We start from the raw sequence: 17,925 nt of genomic DNA on the forward strand, positions 1-17,925 counted from the left end.
GGAGAGAATGGAAATGAATAAAATTGGTTTTGTCGGTTTAGGAAATATGGGCCTTCCTATGTCTGAAAATTTGCTCAATTCTGGTTATACAGTGTATGGTGTCGATGTACAAAGTGAGGCAGAAGCTGCTTTTGAACAATTCGGAGGAATCATTGGCATTTCTCTTCCAAATTTGTCTAAACTCTGTGAAGTGATCATAACAAGCTTACCTTCTTCAAAAGCGGTTGAAACTGTTTATTTAGGAGAAGAGGGACTAATTGAAAACAGTCGCCCAGGCTTATTAATTATAGACACTAGTACAGTAGCACCAGAAGTCAATCAAAAAGTTGAATCAGCGGCAAAACGAAAAGGAATTGAATTTTTGGCAGCCCCTGTCAGTGGAGGAGTAGTAGGGGCAGTGAATCGAACCTTAACCTTTATGGTAGGTGGTCCAAAAAAGGCATATGATCGCTCCATACCGCTTTTACAATCGTTAGGGGAAAATATTTTTCATGTAAGTGAGAAAATTGAAAGTGGAACGACTACGAAGTTGATAAACAATCTACTCATCGGATTTTATACAGCGGGGGTTAGTGAAGCACTTAATTTAGCCGAAAAAAGCGACCTTAATCTTGAAAAGCTGTTTGAAATGTTAAGTGTAAGTTACGGACAAAGTCGTATTTACGAACGAAATTACAAAAGCTTCATAGCTAATGAACACTATGAGCCTGGTTTTTCTCTAAAGCTATTAAGAAAAGATTTAGGATTTGCCTTGGATTTAGCGGAGAAACAGCAATTGAAATTGCCAATGAGCAAAATTTTATTTGAGATGTACGAAGAAGCTGAGCAAAAGGGCTTTGGTGAAAAGGATATGTCAGTGCTTTACAAGAAAATAAGTCAGCAGCAGGCGACTATTTTATAAGAAGAGGAGATGGATGAGTATGATTTCCACTGACCAAAAAATGAAAAACCATATTAATGGAGAATGGGTAGACGCGATTAGCACAGAAATTGAAGCAGTTCCAAATCCGGCAACGGGGCAAATTATTGCTTATGTCCCTTTGTCTGAAAAAGAAGATGTTGACAAAGCTGTACAAGCAGCTGAAAGAGCTTATCAGGAGTGGGCGCAACGACCTGTCCCACAACGCTCTAGACTATTATATAAATATTTACAGCTATTACAACAAGAAAAAGAGCAGTTAGCTCAAATTATTACGATGGAAAATGGAAAAACGTTAAAAGATGCTCGTGGAGAAGTGCAGCGCGGAATAGAGGTGGTGGAGCTAGCTACAACAACTCCTAACTTAATGATGGGAGAAGCGCTCCCAAATATTGCAGAAGGAATTGATGGTTCCATTTGGAGATACCCATTAGGAGTGGTAGCCGGTATTACACCATTCAACTTTCCGATGATGGTTCCTTTATGGATGTTCCCGCTTGCCATTGCATGCGGAAATACTTTCGTTCTAAAAGCATCAGAGCGGACCCCTATTTTAGCGGGAAAGCTTGTTGAACTTTTTTATCAGTCTGGCTTTCCAAAAGGAGTTTTGAATTTAGTACACGGTGGTAAGGAAGTTGTCAATCGTATAGTAGAACATCCTGAGATTAAAGCAATTTCATTTGTTGGGTCAGAACCTGTTGCCAAGTACGTTTATCAAACTGGTACTGCTCACGGAAAGCGTGTTCAGGCTCTTGCAGGTGCAAAAAACCATGCCATCGTTATGCCTGATTGTGAATTAAAGAAAACGGTTCAAGGGGTAATTGGTGCAGCATTCGGTAGCAGTGGCGAGCGTTGTATGGCTTGTTCAGTGGTAGCCGTTGTAGAGGAAGTTGCCGATGAATTGATGGAGATGCTTGTGTCGGAAACACAAAAATTAAAAATCGGCGATGGACGATATGAGGATAATTTTGTCGGCCCTTTAATTCGTGATACCCATAAGAGTCGTGTATTAGAATACATCGCAAGTGGTGTAACAGAAGGTGCTTCATTAGTAGTCGATGGACGTAATGTTGAAGAAAATAAAGACGGCTTTTACGTAGGAGCTACCATTTTCGATCATGTCAACTCGGAAATGAAAATATGGCAAGATGAGATATTTGCTCCCGTATTAAGTGTCGTTCGAGTAAAAAGCCTTGAAGAGGGTATCGAGCTAACAAATCAATCTAGGTTTGCGAATGGCGCTGTTATTTATACATCTAATGGGAAACACGCTCAAGCGTTTCGAGAAAAAATAGATGCTGGAATGATTGGAGTAAATGTAAATGTACCTGCTCCAATGGCATTCTTTTCCTTTGCGGGAAACAAAGCTTCTTTCTTTGGAGACCTTGGAACAAATGGAAAAGATGGTGTGCAATTTTATACTCGAAAAAAAGTCGTGACGGAACGTTGGTTTTAGTGCTAGGTGATAAACAGAGGATTGAATACGAAAAAGAGGGGGCTTGAGAATGGATTACACGTATGCAAAGGTTAAGACGATAGATTTTATTACCACAATTACGATAGATAATCCGCCAGCTAATACATTGTCAACTGAATGTATTCATGAACTACGTTCAATTTTTGAAGAGCTGTCTCATGATGATGGAACAAATGCCATCATTCTTACGGGAAGTGGACGTTTCTTTGTGGCTGGAGCGGATATTAAAGAGTTTGTACAAGCTTTTGAGAACAAGGAGATGGCCCTTCAAATGGCGAAAGCCGGACAGGCGCTTTGCAATGAAATTGAAGCAATGATGAAACCTGTAATTGCGGCTATAAATGGTCCTGCACTTGGAGGCGGATTAGAATTAGCGATGGGGTGTCATTATCGTATAGCTTCAAACGATGCTTTGCTTGGGCTACCAGAACTAAAGTTAGGGTTACTTCCTACATTTGGTGGAACACAGAGGTTAAGTAGGTTAACCAATACAGCAACTGCTATGGATATGATCCTTTCTAGTAAGCAAATATCGGCAGATGAAGCTGTTCAACTGGGACTTATTCAGCTCGTCGCATGTAAGGAAGAATTGTTGAAAACGGCACAGATGGTGGCACAAGCATTTGTTCAAGGGAAAAGCATGACAAGTGTTTCAAGAGCAGTTGAATGTATTATGTTAAGTAATCATGAAACGTTAGAGGTAGGTCTTGAAATGGAAAGAGCTCGGTTTGCTGAATTATTCTTAACAAATGATGCAAAAGAAGGCGTCAATGCATTTATTGAAAAGCGAAAACCTACATTTAATCATTCGTGAAAGGGGGTGTAAGTATGACAAATGAAGTGCTTTTTTCCGTTCGTTCAAATGGTGTAGCGACAATTACGTTGAATCGCCCTAAAGTACTTAATTCACTTTCTTATGAAATGTTGTCTCTGTTGCGTACAAAATTAGAAGAATGGGAAAGTGATGATGCCATTCAAGTCATTGTGATGAGAGGGGCAGGTACGAAAGGTTTTTGTGCGGGCGGTGATATTAAAGCTCTCTATAAGGCTCAATCTAGTCAATCGGCTTTAGAGAAGGCTGAGAGATTTTTTGAAGAAGAATATCAAGTGGATCAGGCAATCTACTCGTATTCGAAACCAATTGTTGCCCTCCTTGATGGAATTGTCATGGGTGGCGGAGTGGGATTGACTTATGGTTCTAGCTATCGCATTGTTACGGAAAGAACAAAATGGGCGATGCCTGAAATGAATATTGGGTTCTTTCCTGATGTAGGAGGAGCTTACTTTTTAAATCGTGCACCAGGACATATTGGTCGATATTTAGCCTTAACAGCATCTGTCATTCAAGCACCTGATGTTTTATATATTAATGGGGCAGACTCCTATATGCTCAGTGCACACTTAGAGGCATTTATAGCAAAAATTGAAGCGACAGACTGGCAAAGTAAAAGTGTAGAACATCGGTTACAGGAACTTGTTGAGGAGTATTCTTGTACACCTTCTGAAAAAGCTGTCCTTTCTCCAATCCAAAGCGAGATTGATTCTCATTTTTCATTTAACACAATGGAGGAGATTATTGAATCGCTAGCACATGATTCAAGCGAATTTGCTTCTAAAACAAAGAGGTTACTATTGTCTAAATCACCAGCATCACTAAAAATAACGTTAAAGCAGTTGACGAATGGTGTTGATAAAACGGTCGAAGAATGCTTTGCAACAGACCTTGTATTGGCAAAAAAATTTTTGAAGCACAATGACTTTTATGAAGGAATACGGTCTATTCTGATTGATAAAGATCAAGCTCCTCAATATGTTTATCAACAACTTTCTGATGTCCCGGATGAAATGGTTCAACAGTTCTTTCATTTAAAGAGGAGCCAGGATATTAGTAAATAAGAAAAATCGCTCAATTTTCAAAAATTGAGCGATTTTTTTTAGTGTTTATTAGCAGATATTGTGTTAAGTGTGATCAAAAACATCTCATGAACTTAATATTATTGCTAACAAAAAGAATCCATTTAAAAAAAGATTGATTAAACGGATTCTTCGCATAAAGATTAAATGTGAGTTTTTGTAAAAAAAATTTAGTCATTTTCTACTTTTGTTATTCGACAATCGCGCCTGAACGAAGACTTGAATTTGAGATAACTAGTAAAAATCCTTTCAATTAAAGCAACTAATAGTTGATGAAGTTGAACTCATTAGTCATGGACCTGTACCACAAGAAACTTCATACTTTTCACTTTCTCTTTCTTTTGTATAACAAATAGTTGCCGTATCTCCAGTAAGACTATCGTAGTCAATCCAATATACATTATACCGCTGTCCGTAGTCTTTATCTTTATAATCACCCTTAGTTATTAAAGCAAAAAAACTTTGATATGGATGCCCTGCTTTTAAAATGGATTCTCTTAATGCAGACCTTGGCGAATCATTATCGTGTACCAAGGGTGCTAATATTGGAGGTAATATTATTATTGCTATTAATGCCAGCAATCCAACCTTAAAAAGTCTTTTTTTCTTTTTCAAATTTTCACACCTTTCTCCACAAACCTTATTCTTGAATATAAAAGAGTTAGGAAGGGTAATGATTTTCAACGCTTGCGCCTAATTGTCGAAGATTAATATTGGTGATAACTTCCATTTTTGATACGCTCGTTACTTCAAAAACTTTTTCACTGAATATCCAACTGAACCATAACTTCCTACACCAAAATCTTCATGAAGAGCTGGAACGCGGTTTATTCGTTCTCCTTCTTCATCTACATATTCTTTAACTTTTATGTCCCAAAAACCAAAGTCGATAGATCGTTCTTCCTCTAAAATAGGTTGTATATCTAATGTTTGGAAGTATCCTTTTAACCAACCCTGGTTATTCACTATCTGTGGTGGGATTAGAAGATTATTAGGGTTCAGTTCCATTGGTATTTTCATTTCTTTTGAGTGTTGGTTGTAAATGTAAATTAGGTTCATTCCTTTCACCATGAGACTTTTACTTGGAAGTTTTGTTCTTATTACTTTCCCATAGTAAAAAGTATTTTTAAAAGGCTGAATTGCAAATACTTCACCTTCTTTTCTTTGCTTTCTCGATGGTTGCATCTTTATTAACAAATCAAATGCCATTACACTCATTCCCTTAATTAAGTTATCTAATTATAACAAAGTTACACACTTCACCCAGGTAAATCTATAACATACTCATAAGAGTAAACTGAAAATTCATTACCACCAATGATATTAACATAAATATCCAATCACTTAAAAGGTGCTATTCAAAAATAGGGCACTTTTCAGAAAGGGCCCTATAATACTCCTGAATTGAGCCCTTATCTAGAATAAGAAAATCCTGCCAAAAACTAAGATAATAAAATTGTTCAACCCTAAAAATAAAGAGAGGTGAAATTGAGTATTCTCAAATTCACCTCTCTCATTTTTTGAAGTTAGTTATGTCCCAGCCTCTTTACTTTAATATTAATTATCCACATAACCAATAGTTAGGAGTTATTTGGATGCAATCTGGATGATCAATTGGAGTTCCTGCTGATACAGTAGAACCACCAAACCCTGCAAGTAACCCAAAAGAAACTACAGATGCTAATGCTATTTTATTGAATTTTTTCATATTATCACCACCTTTTTGCATATAATTACATTTCGACAAAAATCATGTAATTCCTCTAATTTTTTTGAAAATTTTCTGATTATTACCTCTGTGTATTATCTCGAATTCAAGTCTTCAAGATAATGGCCCATTTCTGAAATAAAAAAAATCCTGCTAACCTTTAAAAAGAATTTTTGATCGCCCTTTCTTACATATAATCAAACTTTGTTTTAACCCCCTATAACCTTTAAAGGTTATGGGGGACAGAGGAAAGATATAAATTGAATCATGCGAAGCCTAAATAAGCAGATACTAGTTATATCAACACCGTCTATAGGAAACGGATAGCATATTGGATAAAGTGAAGAAGTTTGCTTAGTAGCTACAATTCCTTGAAGTTGTTTTGAGAGGTACTTACCATGATACTAGACTGTACTTTGACACTTTGGTCGTTTACTTTTATTTCGATATATTCACCATTTTCGTACGACCCTGTTCATTAAAGTGAGTTAATTCTGATAATATATTTACCTCATATTTTGGGCAGTATGTTTGTATAAAACAAAGAGCTTTTGACTGTTGTGAGATTTCATTATTATTTTACTGTCTCAAAATAAAACAAAACAGCTCAAAAACACCATGTCATGAGGAGTTGAAAGATGGGTCAACATTATACAAGTAGCTGGATACAATAATTTCGAAATAACAACGTTACATCCAAAAATTGTAATGTAACGAAACATTGGATAAAAGTGGGCTCATGGGGACGGTATTTCAGATTTCGTAAAAGACAAAGACAGTGATTTTGATCAGAAAGAAGGGGTAATTATATCAGAAGTGAAAGGAACATGAACATTCCCATTCCTAATCTAGAATATAAATTGGGAAATATATTAAATTTTAATGATTTGACTCACCTCGACCTAATAATTTAGAAGGTGTTAAACAAGCAATATATCCTAAGGTTTACTTAGAAGTAGGGATAATCCACCTATACTAGAGTGTTGAGATGGTAGTAATGAAAGAGATTTTTGAGACAGTTAAAAGAGGTGTTATATTTTCTTCTGGAAGGACGAAAAATTTAAAGAATGGTATCAGAACAAAGTAAGAGAGGCTAAGTCATGTATAATACTGTCGGAGTAGTGTTAAGCGGTGGTGCTTCAAGGCGATTTGGAAGTTTTAAAGCAAAAGCTACATATAAAGGAGAGTATTTTTTTCGAATAGCTGAGAATGCATTAACACCCCATGTTGATAAAGTAGTGGTCATTAGTCATCCTGAACTAACAAGTTGGATTAAGGAAAATAGTAATGCATTAGTAGTTGAGGATCTTCACCAGTATAAGGGGTTAGGTCCACTTGCTGGGATTTTTACTGCAATGCAAACGTTAGAAAGCTATTGGTATTTTGTTTTATCTTGTGATGTTCCTTACATAACAAGTGATATAATAAGTAAAATTTCTCAGGGTAAATCGGTCCTTTTTGATGGCATTGTTCCTTACATTGAAGGAAGATTACAGCCACTTGTTGCAATGTATTCGAACAATGTTAGACCCTTAATAAAGAGTCAATTAGATCAAGTGAATTTTAGAATGTGTGATACGATTAATCAACTAAATATTAAGCAGGTTTCTGAAAAGACATTAGGAGTTGATCCAGTGTGCTTTAAAAATATTAATTCATTTGTTGACTATAAATTATTAGATTAAGGTAATCTTGTGATGAAAATCCTTAGGTGCTGAAAGAGTACCTAAAAGAAGACAATAAAACGATTTTTAAATGCAGAAATGAATACAACTGGCTAAAAAGGTATACAAAGGAAACCAAGAGTATAAAGGGATGGGCAATTTTAAAAAAAGTCATATATATTCAAGTCTATCCATACCATACCTTTGAAATAAAAGGTGGACTAATACAGATAAAGAAACAATCAATTGAAGCAAGGCATTTTTATGGTCGACCTTTACGAGATATTCCGTATCTCTGTTATAGATTAATGTACTCTAAGGTGTAGGTATTGTATGCCTGCTGAAATCATTGGACCTGATTTCATATCTTTAAATGAAAACCAGCTATTAACGTTCGATGAAATAGAGAAAATAATAATTTTTGTTCTAAATGGTGAGGTGGAAATTAATTGATTTAACAGAAATATTAATGTAACCAAAGAAGAGAGGAAATCCTCTCTTTTTTGTTTGTGTTTGTTAGTATGCGTTTGTTGTTAGGTTGTCCATAATGTTAATTAGATAAGGAGTTGGATAGGAATGTTAACAACAAAGATAGTGGTTCCAACAAACGAATCATTTTCCGGTTACTCATCACCATATATAAGAAATAAAGATAAGAGTGAATATTTTATCTATTTGGCAAAGGCAGACAAGAAATTGGCTACGATTCAAGCTCATGAGGATGTAGTTCTTTTACAATATTCTCCGGATCTTGAATTACAGGAATTCATTATAATTCACGATGTCATTGTGGATATACAAAAAAAACTAAAGGCAGAAGTGGATGATACAAAAAGTTTTATGGGATACACAGAAGCAGGTGAATCTGCCTTTATGATTCGAAATTGGAATGAATGGATAGTCTATATTAAGCAGTCTATGGAAAACTGTCAATAAAGGAGGAGTCAATACAATGTTATCAGGAAAGGTTATTTCAGTTAACTCTGGAAAAGGTGGCGTTGGAAAATCTACGGTTTCAGCAAATCTCGCAGTATCTCTAAGTGAAATGGGAAAAGCGGTAGCGCTGATAGACTTTGATATATATGGAAGTAGTATTCCAAGTATGATGAATATTAGTAATGGACCAAAATCAATTAATAATAAGATTATACCTGTTGAATCACATGGAATTAAAATTATGTCAATGGGATTTATTGTAAAAAATAATGATCCTGTAGTATGGAGAGGGCCCATGTTAGGGAAGGTGATTAATCAATTTATCAACGAAGTCATTTGGGGAGACCTTGATTATGTCATTATAGATATGCCGCCAGGAACGGGGGATGTAGCGATGGATGTGAATAGAATGGTACCAAATTCACATCAAATCCTTGTTACCACCCCACACCCAACCTCTTCACACGTAGCAGAACGAGCAGGAAAAATGGCTTTTCAAAATAAACATCAGTTCTTAGGGATTGTAGAGAATATGTCATTTTTTCAGCCACCAGACTACGATACAAAATACTATATATTTGGGAAAGGCGGATCGGAACAATTGGCTTCTAAATTAGGAACCGAATTAATTGCAAGATTGCCAATAATTGCACCAAATGAAACCGATTTTGAACCTTCTATCTACAAAAAAGGGAACCTACTATATGATAAATATAAGGATTTAGCAACAAAAGTAGATGATTCTATCGCATAAATAAAGAGCCACAGTTCACGCGCTGTGGTTCTTATTTTGTAGCTATTTCTTTTGAATGACATGTTCTCTTAGTTTTCCTAAGGAGCGTCTGGCCATTTCGCGGTCCTCTGAAGAATCCATAGCATTCAAAAAATGCTCAATCATTGCCTCAAAGTGTTCATCCGTAATATCAAGATGAGCATGGGCTCTCTCAATATTTTTGCTTGAATATGTTTCATTATGAAAAACGTGGGAATAAAATGTGTCAGGGTGATGGCTATATCGTTCCTCATCAGCATTTTGGAATATTTCTTGTAATGAGGGATCCTTTTTTATATTTTGAAAGAATTGTTCCTTTAATTCAAGATGACGATTATTATGCATAATAAAGACTCCTTCCTTTTATTGATCAAGCACTTTATCGGCTTTTTTGAAAAATAAAAAGGTGATTATCGTTAAGGCAAACATAAAGCCTAACGACCAAACGTAGTAAGTTAAGTTATGGTAATACCCTGCTAAAAATTCTTCAACCATGAATTGAGTAAGAATAATTTGAACCGTTATTAGGCTCATAAATATCCACCAAGCCATTTTCATTTCATATAACCTCCTAATGTTGAGCTTGTTCTATACCAATTGCATAGATTTCCTTGTTCTTGAAAGCAAGCTTAATGGATGGTAATCCTCTAGGCGGTGGTCCAGATATCACTGAGCCATCTTCTACGTTGAAAAAGCCATTGTGACAAGGACAGACAAGCTCATGTGATTCTTTTTCCCAATATACAGGGCACATTAAATGGGTACATTTAATGTTATAGGCGCGATACTCATTATCCGCAATTTTGATTAGAAGTGCTGGGTCATTTTCTTCTGGATAAGAAAATGACACACTATCTCCAACTTGTAAGTCCTCTTCATTTGCGATAAACAGTTTAAGTTCATCACTTTCTTCTTCCCTTATTTTTGCAAGTGACAAAAGAGGAGTGGAACTTATGAAAAGTACGCCCATTAGAGAAAGGGTAGAGGCAATAAATCCTCTCCTATTTAAATCGATTTCTCTTTCTCGTTTATAATTGAAAGCTAACTTACGCAAGTACTCTTCTATTTTGTTCATAATGACACTCCTTCATTATCCCAATATCCAAAACGGTGCTCTTTCGTATCAGGCTTTCCAACAACTGTCTTCGTTTCAATAACCGTCCCCCCGAAATCCCATTTAAATTGAACCGGTTTTGATGGAAAGTTTTTAAGCTCTTCCTCATCCAAGTATTGAATAGTATCTGTTGGACAAACACTAGCACACATCGTAGGTCTCCCTTCTTTAGTGCGGTCATAGCACATGTCACATTTATACATGAATTTCTTTTCGTCATCGACTCTTGGGATACCAAATGGACAAGCATATGTACAATTTTTGCAACCGATACACTTTTCAAGAGATGCAGATAAAACAAACCCATCTTCTGTTACAGAAATGGCTTGTACAGGACATGACTCTGCGCATGCAGGGGTTTCACAGTGCATACAAGGGGTAGGGGAAGTGGCAACAGTCTCACCAGGGTTTAGCTCATCTACGAACATTCTTGATAAGTGGTCATGTCCACTACATTCCTCGCACCCAATAACACAAGCGCGGCAGCCAATACACCGTTCATAGTCTATATAGAGTACTTTACTACCCATGTCTCTCACCTACAGATTCAATTTTTTCAAGTTTTGCGGCACAAACCTTGAATTCAGGAATTTTTGATTTTGGTTCCAGGGCAGGATTTGTTAAATGATTAATTGCAAGCTGTTTTCCCCAGTGATAAGGAACAAAAATCATATCTTCTCTAATAATCTTAGTTATCTTAGCTACGACTTTAATACTTCCTCTTGGACTTGAAATCTGTACCATTTCACCATTTGATATGTTATATTTCATTGCTAAACTAGGGTGCATTTCTACATAAGGGTCAGGACAGAAATTTCGAAGTGCCTCAATTCTTCTTGTTTGATTACCACTTAAATAATGATAGACTACACGACCCGTCGAAAGTATAAGAGGGTATTCTTTACTAACCTTTTCATTTGGTCCCTTATGTTCAAAAGCTAAAATTCGAGCCTTTCCATCTGGAAAGTTAAATTTCTTGTCTTCAAAAAGGCGAGGCATTCCTTCATCTTCCTCCGTAGGACATGGCCAGAACACACCTTGCATTTTATCGAGTTTTTCGTAGGTAATTCCGTAATAATCGGCAATTCCCCCTTTGCTAGCTAGACGAAGTTCATTAAATATTTCTTCTGGGGAATTATAGGTAAAGTATTTTTCTCTTCCTAGTTTTTTAGCAAGTTCACAAATAATCTCCCAATCGGATTTTACTTGACCCGGCCTTCTATCAATTCCTTTTAGTCTTACCACTCTGCCTTCAATATTTGTGGTAGTACCGTTATCTTCAATCCAAACGGTAGAAGGCAATATCACATCGGCAAGCTCTGCTGATTCAGACATAAACATGTCAATGGCAACGAAAAATTCAAGACTTTTTAAATACTTTGAAACATCCCCGACAGAAGGTGAGGAGACAATAGGGTTACTGCATACTAGTAACAATCCTTTAATTTCTTTCCCCAGTTGTTGTAGAATCTCGAATGCACTCATTCCAGGTCCAGGTATTTCTTTCTCTTCTACACCCCAAACACTTGCAATATATTCACGTGCATTAGGGTCGGTAATTTTTCGAAAGCCAGGAAGTTGATCTGTCTTTTGACCGTGTTCCCGCCCACCTTGTCCATTTCCTTGACCTGTAAAGGTAGCAAAACCAGATCCTTTTCTACCAATTTTTCCTGAAACGAGGGAAAGGTTTACGTAAGTTGAAACGGCATCTGTTCCTGTAGCATGTTGCTCAACTCCACGTGCAAACATAACCATTCCTCCTTTTGCTTTTCCATAAAGTCTGGCGGCGGTTATAATTTTTTCAGGAGCTACCCCTGTGATTTCTGCTACCCTTTGAGGGGTATAAGATTTCACCGTTTCTTTTAGTTCTTGATATCCGGTTGTATGCTGCTCGATAAAGGTTTTATCCACTAATCCCTCCTCTATCATGACATGTAAAAGTCCGTTCCCCATTGCCACATCCGTACCAGGTCTCAGATCTAAATGAACATCTGCAACTAATGCAGTTTTGGTTTGTCTAGGATCAATGATAATTAATTTAGCGCCCCGGTCTCTAGCCCCCCAAATATATGGCATGGAAAGTGGGTGACATTCTGCTGTATTGGATCCTGCGATGACAAGTACATCAGCTTCTTTTATATCTGACCACGGATTGGTAGAACCTCGATCAATTCCAACACTTTGATTAAAAGCAACAGAAGCGGAAGACATGCAGTAACGACCATTGTAATCAATATTTTTTGTACCTAGTCCAATCCGGGCAAATTTCCCCATTAAATAGCATTTTTCATTGGTCATTGATGAGCCGCTATATAATCCAACAGCATTTTTTCCATGTTTATTTTGGATATCTAGAAATTTAGATGTTATTAAATCTAATGCTTCCTCCCATGTTGCCTGCTGTAGACTTCCGTTTTTCCTAATTAGTGGATGTAGGATTCGTTCACGATGTTCTGATTGTCTATAGGCAGCTACCCCTTTTGGGCAAAGTCTTCCACCATTCATAGGGAAGTCGTAACGTGGTTCGACTCCTAAAACGGATTTGTCCTCTGTTTTGACTCGAATATTCATCCCGCATTGCATTCCACAAAAACAACAGTGTGTTGATATGAGCTCTTCACCATCGCGTTTAATAGGTTCATAATTTCTTTGCGAGTAATTTTCATTCTGAATATGTCCCATTAAGAATCTCCTTTCTGCTGAACTAACCCGTTTCTCTGATTCGGTTCTAATACAAGGTTACTTTGCCCTAAGTGAATTTTCGCTCCGTACCCTCCAAGACGATGGCTTACTCTTCTGCATTCTGAACACATATCTGAAAAATGAAGCCATGATTGATCGATAGGAAGAGGAAGGTTTCGCTTTTTCAAAGAGAGCTGCACATCTTTAATTTGAGTATTGGTTGCATACTCTCTTCCACATCTAGCGCATGGTTTTTGTTCCTCAAGTGCATGGTACATCGGTACAATAACGGCTAAAAATCTTAGCGGTAAATGCCAGAACTTACTAAATGGAAAGTAAAGAAGAAAGATAATCACAGTGACCTGATGAATTATTGAGATTCCCATATAAAAGAAACCTTCCATCCACATTGCCGAAACCGTTAGTAAGGATCCTGTAATAGAAATAGCAATTAAGAGAACAAGTGGGAAAAAGTCATATTCTTTTGATTGTTCAACAATTTTCTTTTGATCCGTAACCCTCCGGTACATGGCCATCACGCAGCCAATAATGACAAGAATGCCAGTCCAGTTAAGCCCGTGATAAATGATAAAAGCAAAAATTCCATCAACCTTCATATGAAATAAGGGGATCCCAAACATAACGGCTGCGTATGTTTTTTGATCTACTAGCTCAAAGTGTAACCAGTTCAACACTAAAGCAAAGGTAATGGCAAAGGAGAAGAGAACTCCCCAAGAGATGAAGAAATGCTGAAGCCATCTGTAAACCGAACGTTTTCGAATAAACTTTTGTTCACCGATGTTAGAGTAAAGTGTTTGGAAAATAAATTTCAATCCTTTTAAACTAAGCATCATTTTAATTCCTTGTTTCCAAAGTCTTCTAGTAGGAGGACGAAGTGTCCAGGAGGTGATTCTAATCGTTAGTAGGATGAAACAAATAGTGGTTGCCCATAAATATCCATATAACGCCATATCAAAATATCCAAACTGTTCGGATCCAATATACACAGAAAAAAAGGTAAGTACTAAAACAATAAAAGCATTTCTTGCTGACTTTTTTGTGAATAAAAATGATTCCTCGTATGGAGAAAAATCCATCACTATTGCCCCTTTTCAATAAATTCCTCGTTATTATTCCAATATTTTCTTGAACTATACTTTAACAAAAGAGATTCTTTTCTATTAATTTCTGTATACGAAAATGATTGAAAAGAATAATAAAAAGGAAAAAAGAATACCAGGGGGTTAATTCATGTCAAGGATCACACAATGGGATCCCGAAAATAAAGTGTACTGGGAACAAGAAGGAAAACGTCATGCAAGAAGAAATCTATGGATTTCAATTTTTGCTTTAATGCTTGCCTTTATCGTATGGCAAATCTGGTCTGTAACAGCTGTAAGATTAAATGATGTGGGCTTTTCATTTTCTGAAAATGAGTTATTTACTTTAGCGGCACTACCTGGACTAGTGGGTGCAACATTTCGTATATTCTTTACATTTATGCCCGGAATCGTAGGAGGAAGAAATTGGACAGTTATTAGTACAGGGTTACTCTTATTTCCAGCCATCGGAATCGGGTTTGCTGTACAAAACCCAGAAACTTCTTTTATGACCATGTCTATTCTTGCAGCTCTTTGTGGAATTGGTGGAGGAAATTTTTCAAGTTCTATGGCGAATATATCTCCTTTTTATCCGAAAGCAGAAAAAGGGACCGCAAATGGATTAAATGCTGGTATTGGGAACTTAGGTGTAAGCATTGTCCAGTTTGTTACGCCTATCATTATTTTTACACCTTGGCTCGGAATGCTAACAGGTGGAGCGCAAATTTTACAAGATGGATCGGAAATTTTCTTGCAAAACGCAGCATTTATTTGGGTTGTGCCAATTACTATTCTTACCATATTAGCCTTTTTTGGAATGGATAATTTGCCTGGAATGAAACAATCGTTTAAGGAGCAAGCCGCCATTTTTAAAGAAAAGCATATGTGGATTATGGCTTGGTTGTATACGATGTGCTTTGGGTCGTTTATTGGTTATGCAGCAGCATTTCCTCTTTTGATCCGACAAGAGTTTCCAGATTCAGGCGGAGCGGGTTTAGCATTTTTAGGCCCGTTAGTAGGGGCAGCTATACGACCGATGGGTGGTTGGATTTCAGATAAGATAGGAAGCGGAGCAAAGGTTACCTTTTACGATACAATCCTCTTGTTAGCAGCAACGTTAAGCGTCATATACTTTCTTAACAATCAACAGTTTACCGGATTTCTTATCTCATTCATCGTTCTATTCTTGGCAACAGGGATTGCAAATGGTTCTACTTTCAGAATGGTTCCCTTTATTTTTGTTGATGACAAAGCAAAGCTTTCTGCACCAGTGTTAGGGTTTATCGCTGCTATTGGGGCGTATGGGGCCTTTTTAATTCCAAAGATTTTTGGATGGTCTATTAATTCAACGGGGTCAGCAAACCTAGCTCTTTATTTATTCCTTGCTTACTATGTTATAAGCCTTTTAGTATGCTGGTACTTTTATTCTAGAAAAAACGCAGAGGTAAAATGTTAAATATAATGGTTAAGGGGACTTAAAATGAAAAGATTAACAGAGTGGGATCCTTCCGATAAAAAATTTTGGGAACATAAAGGAAAAAGAATTGCAACGAGAAACCTTTGGATATCTACTATTGCACTTCACCTAGCATTTTGTATATGGCAAATGTGGTCTGTTATGACGATTAATCTCCCTAAGGTTGGATTTACATATACGACAGATCAAATGTTTACGTTAACCGCTATTCCAGCATTAGTTGGTGCTGTTCTTCGGATGTTTTACTCAATCGCTATTACCTATCTTGGTGGTCGAACCTGGACAGTAATTAGTACGATTATTTTAATCATACCTGCTATTGGAATTGGAATTGCAATCCAAAATACAAATACGCCATTTATAACAATGGCAATACTTTCAGCTCTTTGTGGGGTGGGAGGAGCTAATTTTGCTTCGTCTATGGCTAATATCGGGCCGTATTTTCCAAAGGAAAAGCAAGGAACAGCTCTTGGTATTAATGGGGGGATAGGTAATCTCGGTGTCAGTATGGTTCAGCTCGTAGCTCCAATTGCTATAGGAATCCCTTTATTTGGAACATTATTAGGTGGACCGCAACTTTTAGTTTTAGAATCAGGTAACCAAAATATATGGTTACAAAATGGCGCTTTAATCTGGGTTCTTCCTTTAATACTCATTTCAATTGTTGCCTTTTTTGGAATGAATAATTTACCTTCACCAAAGGTTTCTTTAGTAGAGCAAGCGCAAGTATTCAAAGGTAAACATATGTACTTAATTACTATTCTATATATTATGTCTTTTGGTTCTTTTATCGGGTACTCTGCTGCTTTTCCTTTACTAATAAACAAGGAGTTTCCTGAGGTGAATGCTTTACAACTTGCATTTTTAGGTCCGCTATTAGGTGCAAGCTTTCGTACCGTCGGTGGTTATTTGGCTGATAAAATGGGAGGGGCTATCGTCACATTTGCCTCAGTCATTACAATGATGATTGCAACAGCTGGTGTGGTTTATTTTGTAGGTGAATCAAAGAGTTTCGTTGGCTTTTTTATAATGTTTATGATCCTTTTTTTAGCCGGGGGAATTGCAAATGGCTCAATATTTCGTATGATTCCAATCATATTTGGACCGAAAGAAACCCCTGCAGCTATTGGGTTTAGTGCAGCCATAGGTGCTTTTGGTGGTTTCTTTATACCAAAGCTATTTGGATGGTCGTTTCAATATTCAGGAGGGCCACAACCTGCCCTTTATGTGTTTATCTCCTATTACTTTTTATGTTCAATTATTTTATGGATTTATTATGCAAGGCCAAATGCAGAAATGAAATGCTAAAAGATATTAGCTTAAGGGGTATCTCCTTGTTAGTTGTATCAGTATAGTTAACAAGGATATGCCGAAATACTAGTGAGGCTTTTTCTAGGTAAACTCCAAGCGACGGTTGTTTCTTTTTCTGCCTTCGGTTTTCCACCCACGTACAGAAAATGGAGAGAAATACAATTTTGCCTTCAAAAATTCAATAGTTGGTTCTACATCGATTTCCATTTTCAATTGTTGCCTTCTTTTGTACTTGTACAATGAACAGTCTTCACACTCTTAGATTTTGAACTTCTGTTCTTAGCCTGTACGGTCATTGCGAACAGAATAATAAAGAAATTGATGATTAGAGCAAATATAGGTATCTGTTTCTTTATCATACTCACAATTGTCAGAATTAAATGTGTTTTGTCGGTATATTTTCTTTTGTTAAGTATCCCTGTATATAAACGATCTAAATATAATTATCGTAGTGCTATTAGTACACTAACTTAAAGGCTGTGTAGCAAGGTGCTTATTTTCGTTGTATAGGCACTTATTCTAGATAGTACTGCATATACTACATATTAAAGAAAAAGATAAATAAAGCTATTTAACATCCAAACTATAAGTTTTATATTTAGAATTTATAGATTTTAGAATCTTTTAGTTGACTTTTTATAAGTCAATCTATATTATTTTGCATTAGGGAAACATTTTGAGAATACATCAATTTTTGTTGTCTCACATGATCCATAATCAAAGATTATTTTTTACTCAAAAAGTTGGACGAAGGAAAAATAAATGCTCTTCGCTAATTCTTTTAAGATATACCAAAACAAAAATGATTTGTACTATAAAGCTTTTACAGGGGTTCCACTTTAAAGGAGGAT

18 protein-coding genes and 1 pseudogene are annotated in these 17,925 nt (G+C 36.5%); 10 read left to right on the forward strand and 9 right to left on the reverse strand.

The features are described from left to right. Positions 1–13 precede the first annotated feature (13 nt). Genes WAK64_RS04365 through WAK64_RS04380 form a run of 4 tightly spaced genes read left to right on the forward strand, consistent with a single transcriptional unit; the run spans position 14 to position 4,292 of the window. A complete protein-coding gene (locus WAK64_RS04365; protein WP_336585726.1) occupies positions 14–901 on the forward strand; it encodes an NAD(P)-dependent oxidoreductase in 888 nt (295 codons plus the stop codon). 19 nt (positions 902–920) lie between these two features. Continuing rightward, positions 921–2,375 (forward strand): CoA-acylating methylmalonate-semialdehyde dehydrogenase, encoded by a 1,455-nt coding sequence (locus WAK64_RS04370; RefSeq protein ID WP_336586007.1) that lies wholly within the window; start codon positions 921–923, stop codon positions 2,373–2,375. A gap of 49 nt (positions 2,376–2,424) precedes the next feature. Beyond that, the gene (locus WAK64_RS04375) at positions 2,425–3,210 is read left to right on the forward strand and encodes an enoyl-CoA hydratase-related protein (RefSeq protein ID WP_336585727.1); all 786 of its coding nucleotides are present in this window, start codon (positions 2,425–2,427) and stop codon (positions 3,208–3,210) included. Between the two features lie 14 nt (positions 3,211–3,224). After that, positions 3,225–4,292: an enoyl-CoA hydratase/isomerase family protein gene (locus WAK64_RS04380; protein WP_336585728.1), complete on the forward strand. Its 1,068-nt coding sequence runs from the start codon at positions 3,225–3,227 to the stop codon at positions 4,290–4,292. Positions 4,293–4,601: 309 nt separating this feature from the next. Here the strand turns inward: WAK64_RS04380 and WAK64_RS04385 are convergent, their stop codons facing one another. The 3 genes from WAK64_RS04385 to WAK64_RS04395 form a co-directional block, all read right to left on the reverse strand. Then, a complete protein-coding gene (locus WAK64_RS04385; protein ID WP_336585729.1) occupies positions 4,602–4,925 on the reverse strand; it encodes a hypothetical protein in 324 nt (107 codons plus the stop codon). Positions 4,926–5,054: 129 nt separating this feature from the next. Further along, entirely contained in the window at positions 5,055–5,519 is a 465-nt protein-coding gene (locus tag WAK64_RS04390) for an immunity 26/phosphotriesterase HocA family protein (RefSeq protein WP_336585730.1), read from the reverse strand. A gap of 352 nt (positions 5,520–5,871) precedes the next feature. Further along, on the reverse strand, positions 5,872–6,018 hold the full coding sequence (locus tag WAK64_RS04395; RefSeq protein WP_336585731.1) for a hypothetical protein: 147 nt from the start codon (positions 6,016–6,018) through the stop codon (positions 5,872–5,874). 1,100 nt (positions 6,019–7,118) lie between these two features. Between WAK64_RS04395 and WAK64_RS04400 the strand changes: the two genes are divergently transcribed. From WAK64_RS04400 to WAK64_RS04415, 4 genes and pseudogenes are all read left to right on the forward strand, one after another. Next, on the forward strand, positions 7,119–7,703 hold the full coding sequence (locus WAK64_RS04400; protein ID WP_336585732.1) for a molybdenum cofactor guanylyltransferase: 585 nt from the start codon (positions 7,119–7,121) through the stop codon (positions 7,701–7,703). Between the two features lie 224 nt (positions 7,704–7,927). Continuing rightward, positions 7,928–8,096 (forward strand): annotated as a pseudogene (locus WAK64_RS04405) (GTP 3',8-cyclase MoaA); the annotation flags it as partial. 162 nt (positions 8,097–8,258) lie between these two features. Then, entirely contained in the window at positions 8,259–8,618 is a 360-nt protein-coding gene (locus tag WAK64_RS04410) for a hypothetical protein (RefSeq protein WP_336585733.1), read from the forward strand. Positions 8,619–8,634: 16 nt separating this feature from the next. Beyond that, on the forward strand, positions 8,635–9,372 hold the full coding sequence (locus WAK64_RS04415) for an Mrp/NBP35 family ATP-binding protein (RefSeq protein WP_336585734.1): 738 nt from the start codon (positions 8,635–8,637) through the stop codon (positions 9,370–9,372). 42 nt (positions 9,373–9,414) lie between these two features. Here the strand turns inward: WAK64_RS04415 and WAK64_RS04420 are convergent, their stop codons facing one another. From WAK64_RS04420 to WAK64_RS04445, 6 genes are read right to left on the reverse strand one after another with little or no spacing between them, the layout of a single operon-like run. Further along, a complete protein-coding gene (locus WAK64_RS04420; protein ID WP_336585735.1) occupies positions 9,415–9,735 on the reverse strand; it encodes a globin domain-containing protein in 321 nt (106 codons plus the stop codon). Between the two features lie 18 nt (positions 9,736–9,753). Further along, the gene (locus WAK64_RS04425; protein ID WP_336585736.1) at positions 9,754–9,948 is read right to left on the reverse strand and encodes a hypothetical protein; all 195 of its coding nucleotides are present in this window, start codon (positions 9,946–9,948) and stop codon (positions 9,754–9,756) included. A gap of 13 nt (positions 9,949–9,961) precedes the next feature. Beyond that, positions 9,962–10,465: a QcrA and Rieske domain-containing protein gene (locus WAK64_RS04430; protein WP_336585737.1), complete on the reverse strand. Its 504-nt coding sequence runs from the start codon at positions 10,463–10,465 to the stop codon at positions 9,962–9,964. Then, positions 10,462–11,034, reverse strand: coding sequence for a 4Fe-4S dicluster domain-containing protein (locus WAK64_RS04435; protein ID WP_336585738.1), 573 nt, complete (start codon positions 11,032–11,034; stop codon positions 10,462–10,464). Before WAK64_RS04435 ends, WAK64_RS04430 begins: the two co-directional genes overlap by 4 nt. Beyond that, positions 11,027–13,186: a formate dehydrogenase subunit alpha gene (gene fdhF, locus WAK64_RS04440; RefSeq protein ID WP_336585739.1), complete on the reverse strand. Its 2,160-nt coding sequence runs from the start codon at positions 13,184–13,186 to the stop codon at positions 11,027–11,029. Before fdhF ends, WAK64_RS04435 begins: the two co-directional genes overlap by 8 nt. Continuing rightward, positions 13,186–14,283 (reverse strand): MFS transporter, encoded by a 1,098-nt coding sequence (locus WAK64_RS04445; protein ID WP_336585740.1) that lies wholly within the window; start codon positions 14,281–14,283, stop codon positions 13,186–13,188. The genes fdhF and WAK64_RS04445 overlap by 1 nt, the downstream gene beginning before the upstream one ends. 154 nt (positions 14,284–14,437) lie before the next feature. Here WAK64_RS04445 and WAK64_RS04450 point away from each other — a divergent pair, with 154 nt between their 5' ends. Then, the gene (locus WAK64_RS04450) at positions 14,438–15,742 is read left to right on the forward strand and encodes an MFS transporter (RefSeq protein WP_336585741.1); all 1,305 of its coding nucleotides are present in this window, start codon (positions 14,438–14,440) and stop codon (positions 15,740–15,742) included. A gap of 24 nt (positions 15,743–15,766) precedes the next feature. Further along, a complete protein-coding gene (locus WAK64_RS04455) occupies positions 15,767–17,071 on the forward strand; it encodes an MFS transporter (protein WP_336585742.1) in 1,305 nt (434 codons plus the stop codon). The last annotated feature ends 854 nt before the right edge of the window (positions 17,072–17,925 follow it).

Origin of the sequence: Bacillus spongiae (assembly GCF_037120725.1) — a bacterium.
GTDB classification, from domain to species: Bacteria; Bacillota; Bacilli; order Bacillales; family Bacillaceae_K; genus Bacillus_CI; species Bacillus_CI spongiae.

Excerpts from the sequence above, each read along its gene's own strand:
- WAK64_RS04365 (WP_336585726.1), top strand. The coding sequence starts at position 14 with ATGAATAAAATTGGTTTTGTCGGTTTAGGAAATATGGGCCTTCCTATG.
- WAK64_RS04370 (WP_336586007.1), top strand. The coding sequence starts at position 921 with ATGATTTCCACTGACCAAAAAATGAAAAACCATATTAATGGAGAATGG.
- WAK64_RS04375 (WP_336585727.1), top strand. The coding sequence starts at position 2,425 with ATGGATTACACGTATGCAAAGGTTAAGACGATAGATTTTATTACCACA.
- WAK64_RS04380 (WP_336585728.1), top strand. The coding sequence starts at position 3,225 with ATGACAAATGAAGTGCTTTTTTCCGTTCGTTCAAATGGTGTAGCGACA.
- WAK64_RS04390 (WP_336585730.1), bottom strand. The coding sequence starts at position 5,519 with ATGGCATTTGATTTGTTAATAAAGATGCAACCATCGAGAAAGCAAAGA.
- WAK64_RS04395 (WP_336585731.1), bottom strand. The coding sequence starts at position 6,018 with ATGAAAAAATTCAATAAAATAGCATTAGCATCTGTAGTTTCTTTTGGG.
- WAK64_RS04400 (WP_336585732.1), top strand. The coding sequence starts at position 7,119 with ATGTATAATACTGTCGGAGTAGTGTTAAGCGGTGGTGCTTCAAGGCGA.
- WAK64_RS04410 (WP_336585733.1), top strand. The coding sequence starts at position 8,259 with ATGTTAACAACAAAGATAGTGGTTCCAACAAACGAATCATTTTCCGGT.
- WAK64_RS04415 (WP_336585734.1), top strand. The coding sequence starts at position 8,635 with ATGTTATCAGGAAAGGTTATTTCAGTTAACTCTGGAAAAGGTGGCGTT.
- WAK64_RS04420 (WP_336585735.1), bottom strand. The coding sequence starts at position 9,735 with ATGCATAATAATCGTCATCTTGAATTAAAGGAACAATTCTTTCAAAAT.
- WAK64_RS04425 (WP_336585736.1), bottom strand. The coding sequence starts at position 9,948 with ATGAAAATGGCTTGGTGGATATTTATGAGCCTAATAACGGTTCAAATT.
- WAK64_RS04430 (WP_336585737.1), bottom strand. The coding sequence starts at position 10,465 with ATGAACAAAATAGAAGAGTACTTGCGTAAGTTAGCTTTCAATTATAAA.
- WAK64_RS04435 (WP_336585738.1), bottom strand. The coding sequence starts at position 11,034 with ATGGGTAGTAAAGTACTCTATATAGACTATGAACGGTGTATTGGCTGC.
- fdhF (WP_336585739.1), bottom strand. The coding sequence starts at position 13,186 with ATGGGACATATTCAGAATGAAAATTACTCGCAAAGAAATTATGAACCT.
- WAK64_RS04445 (WP_336585740.1), bottom strand. The coding sequence starts at position 14,283 with ATGGATTTTTCTCCATACGAGGAATCATTTTTATTCACAAAAAAGTCA.
- WAK64_RS04450 (WP_336585741.1), top strand. The coding sequence starts at position 14,438 with ATGTCAAGGATCACACAATGGGATCCCGAAAATAAAGTGTACTGGGAA.
- WAK64_RS04455 (WP_336585742.1), top strand. The coding sequence starts at position 15,767 with ATGAAAAGATTAACAGAGTGGGATCCTTCCGATAAAAAATTTTGGGAA.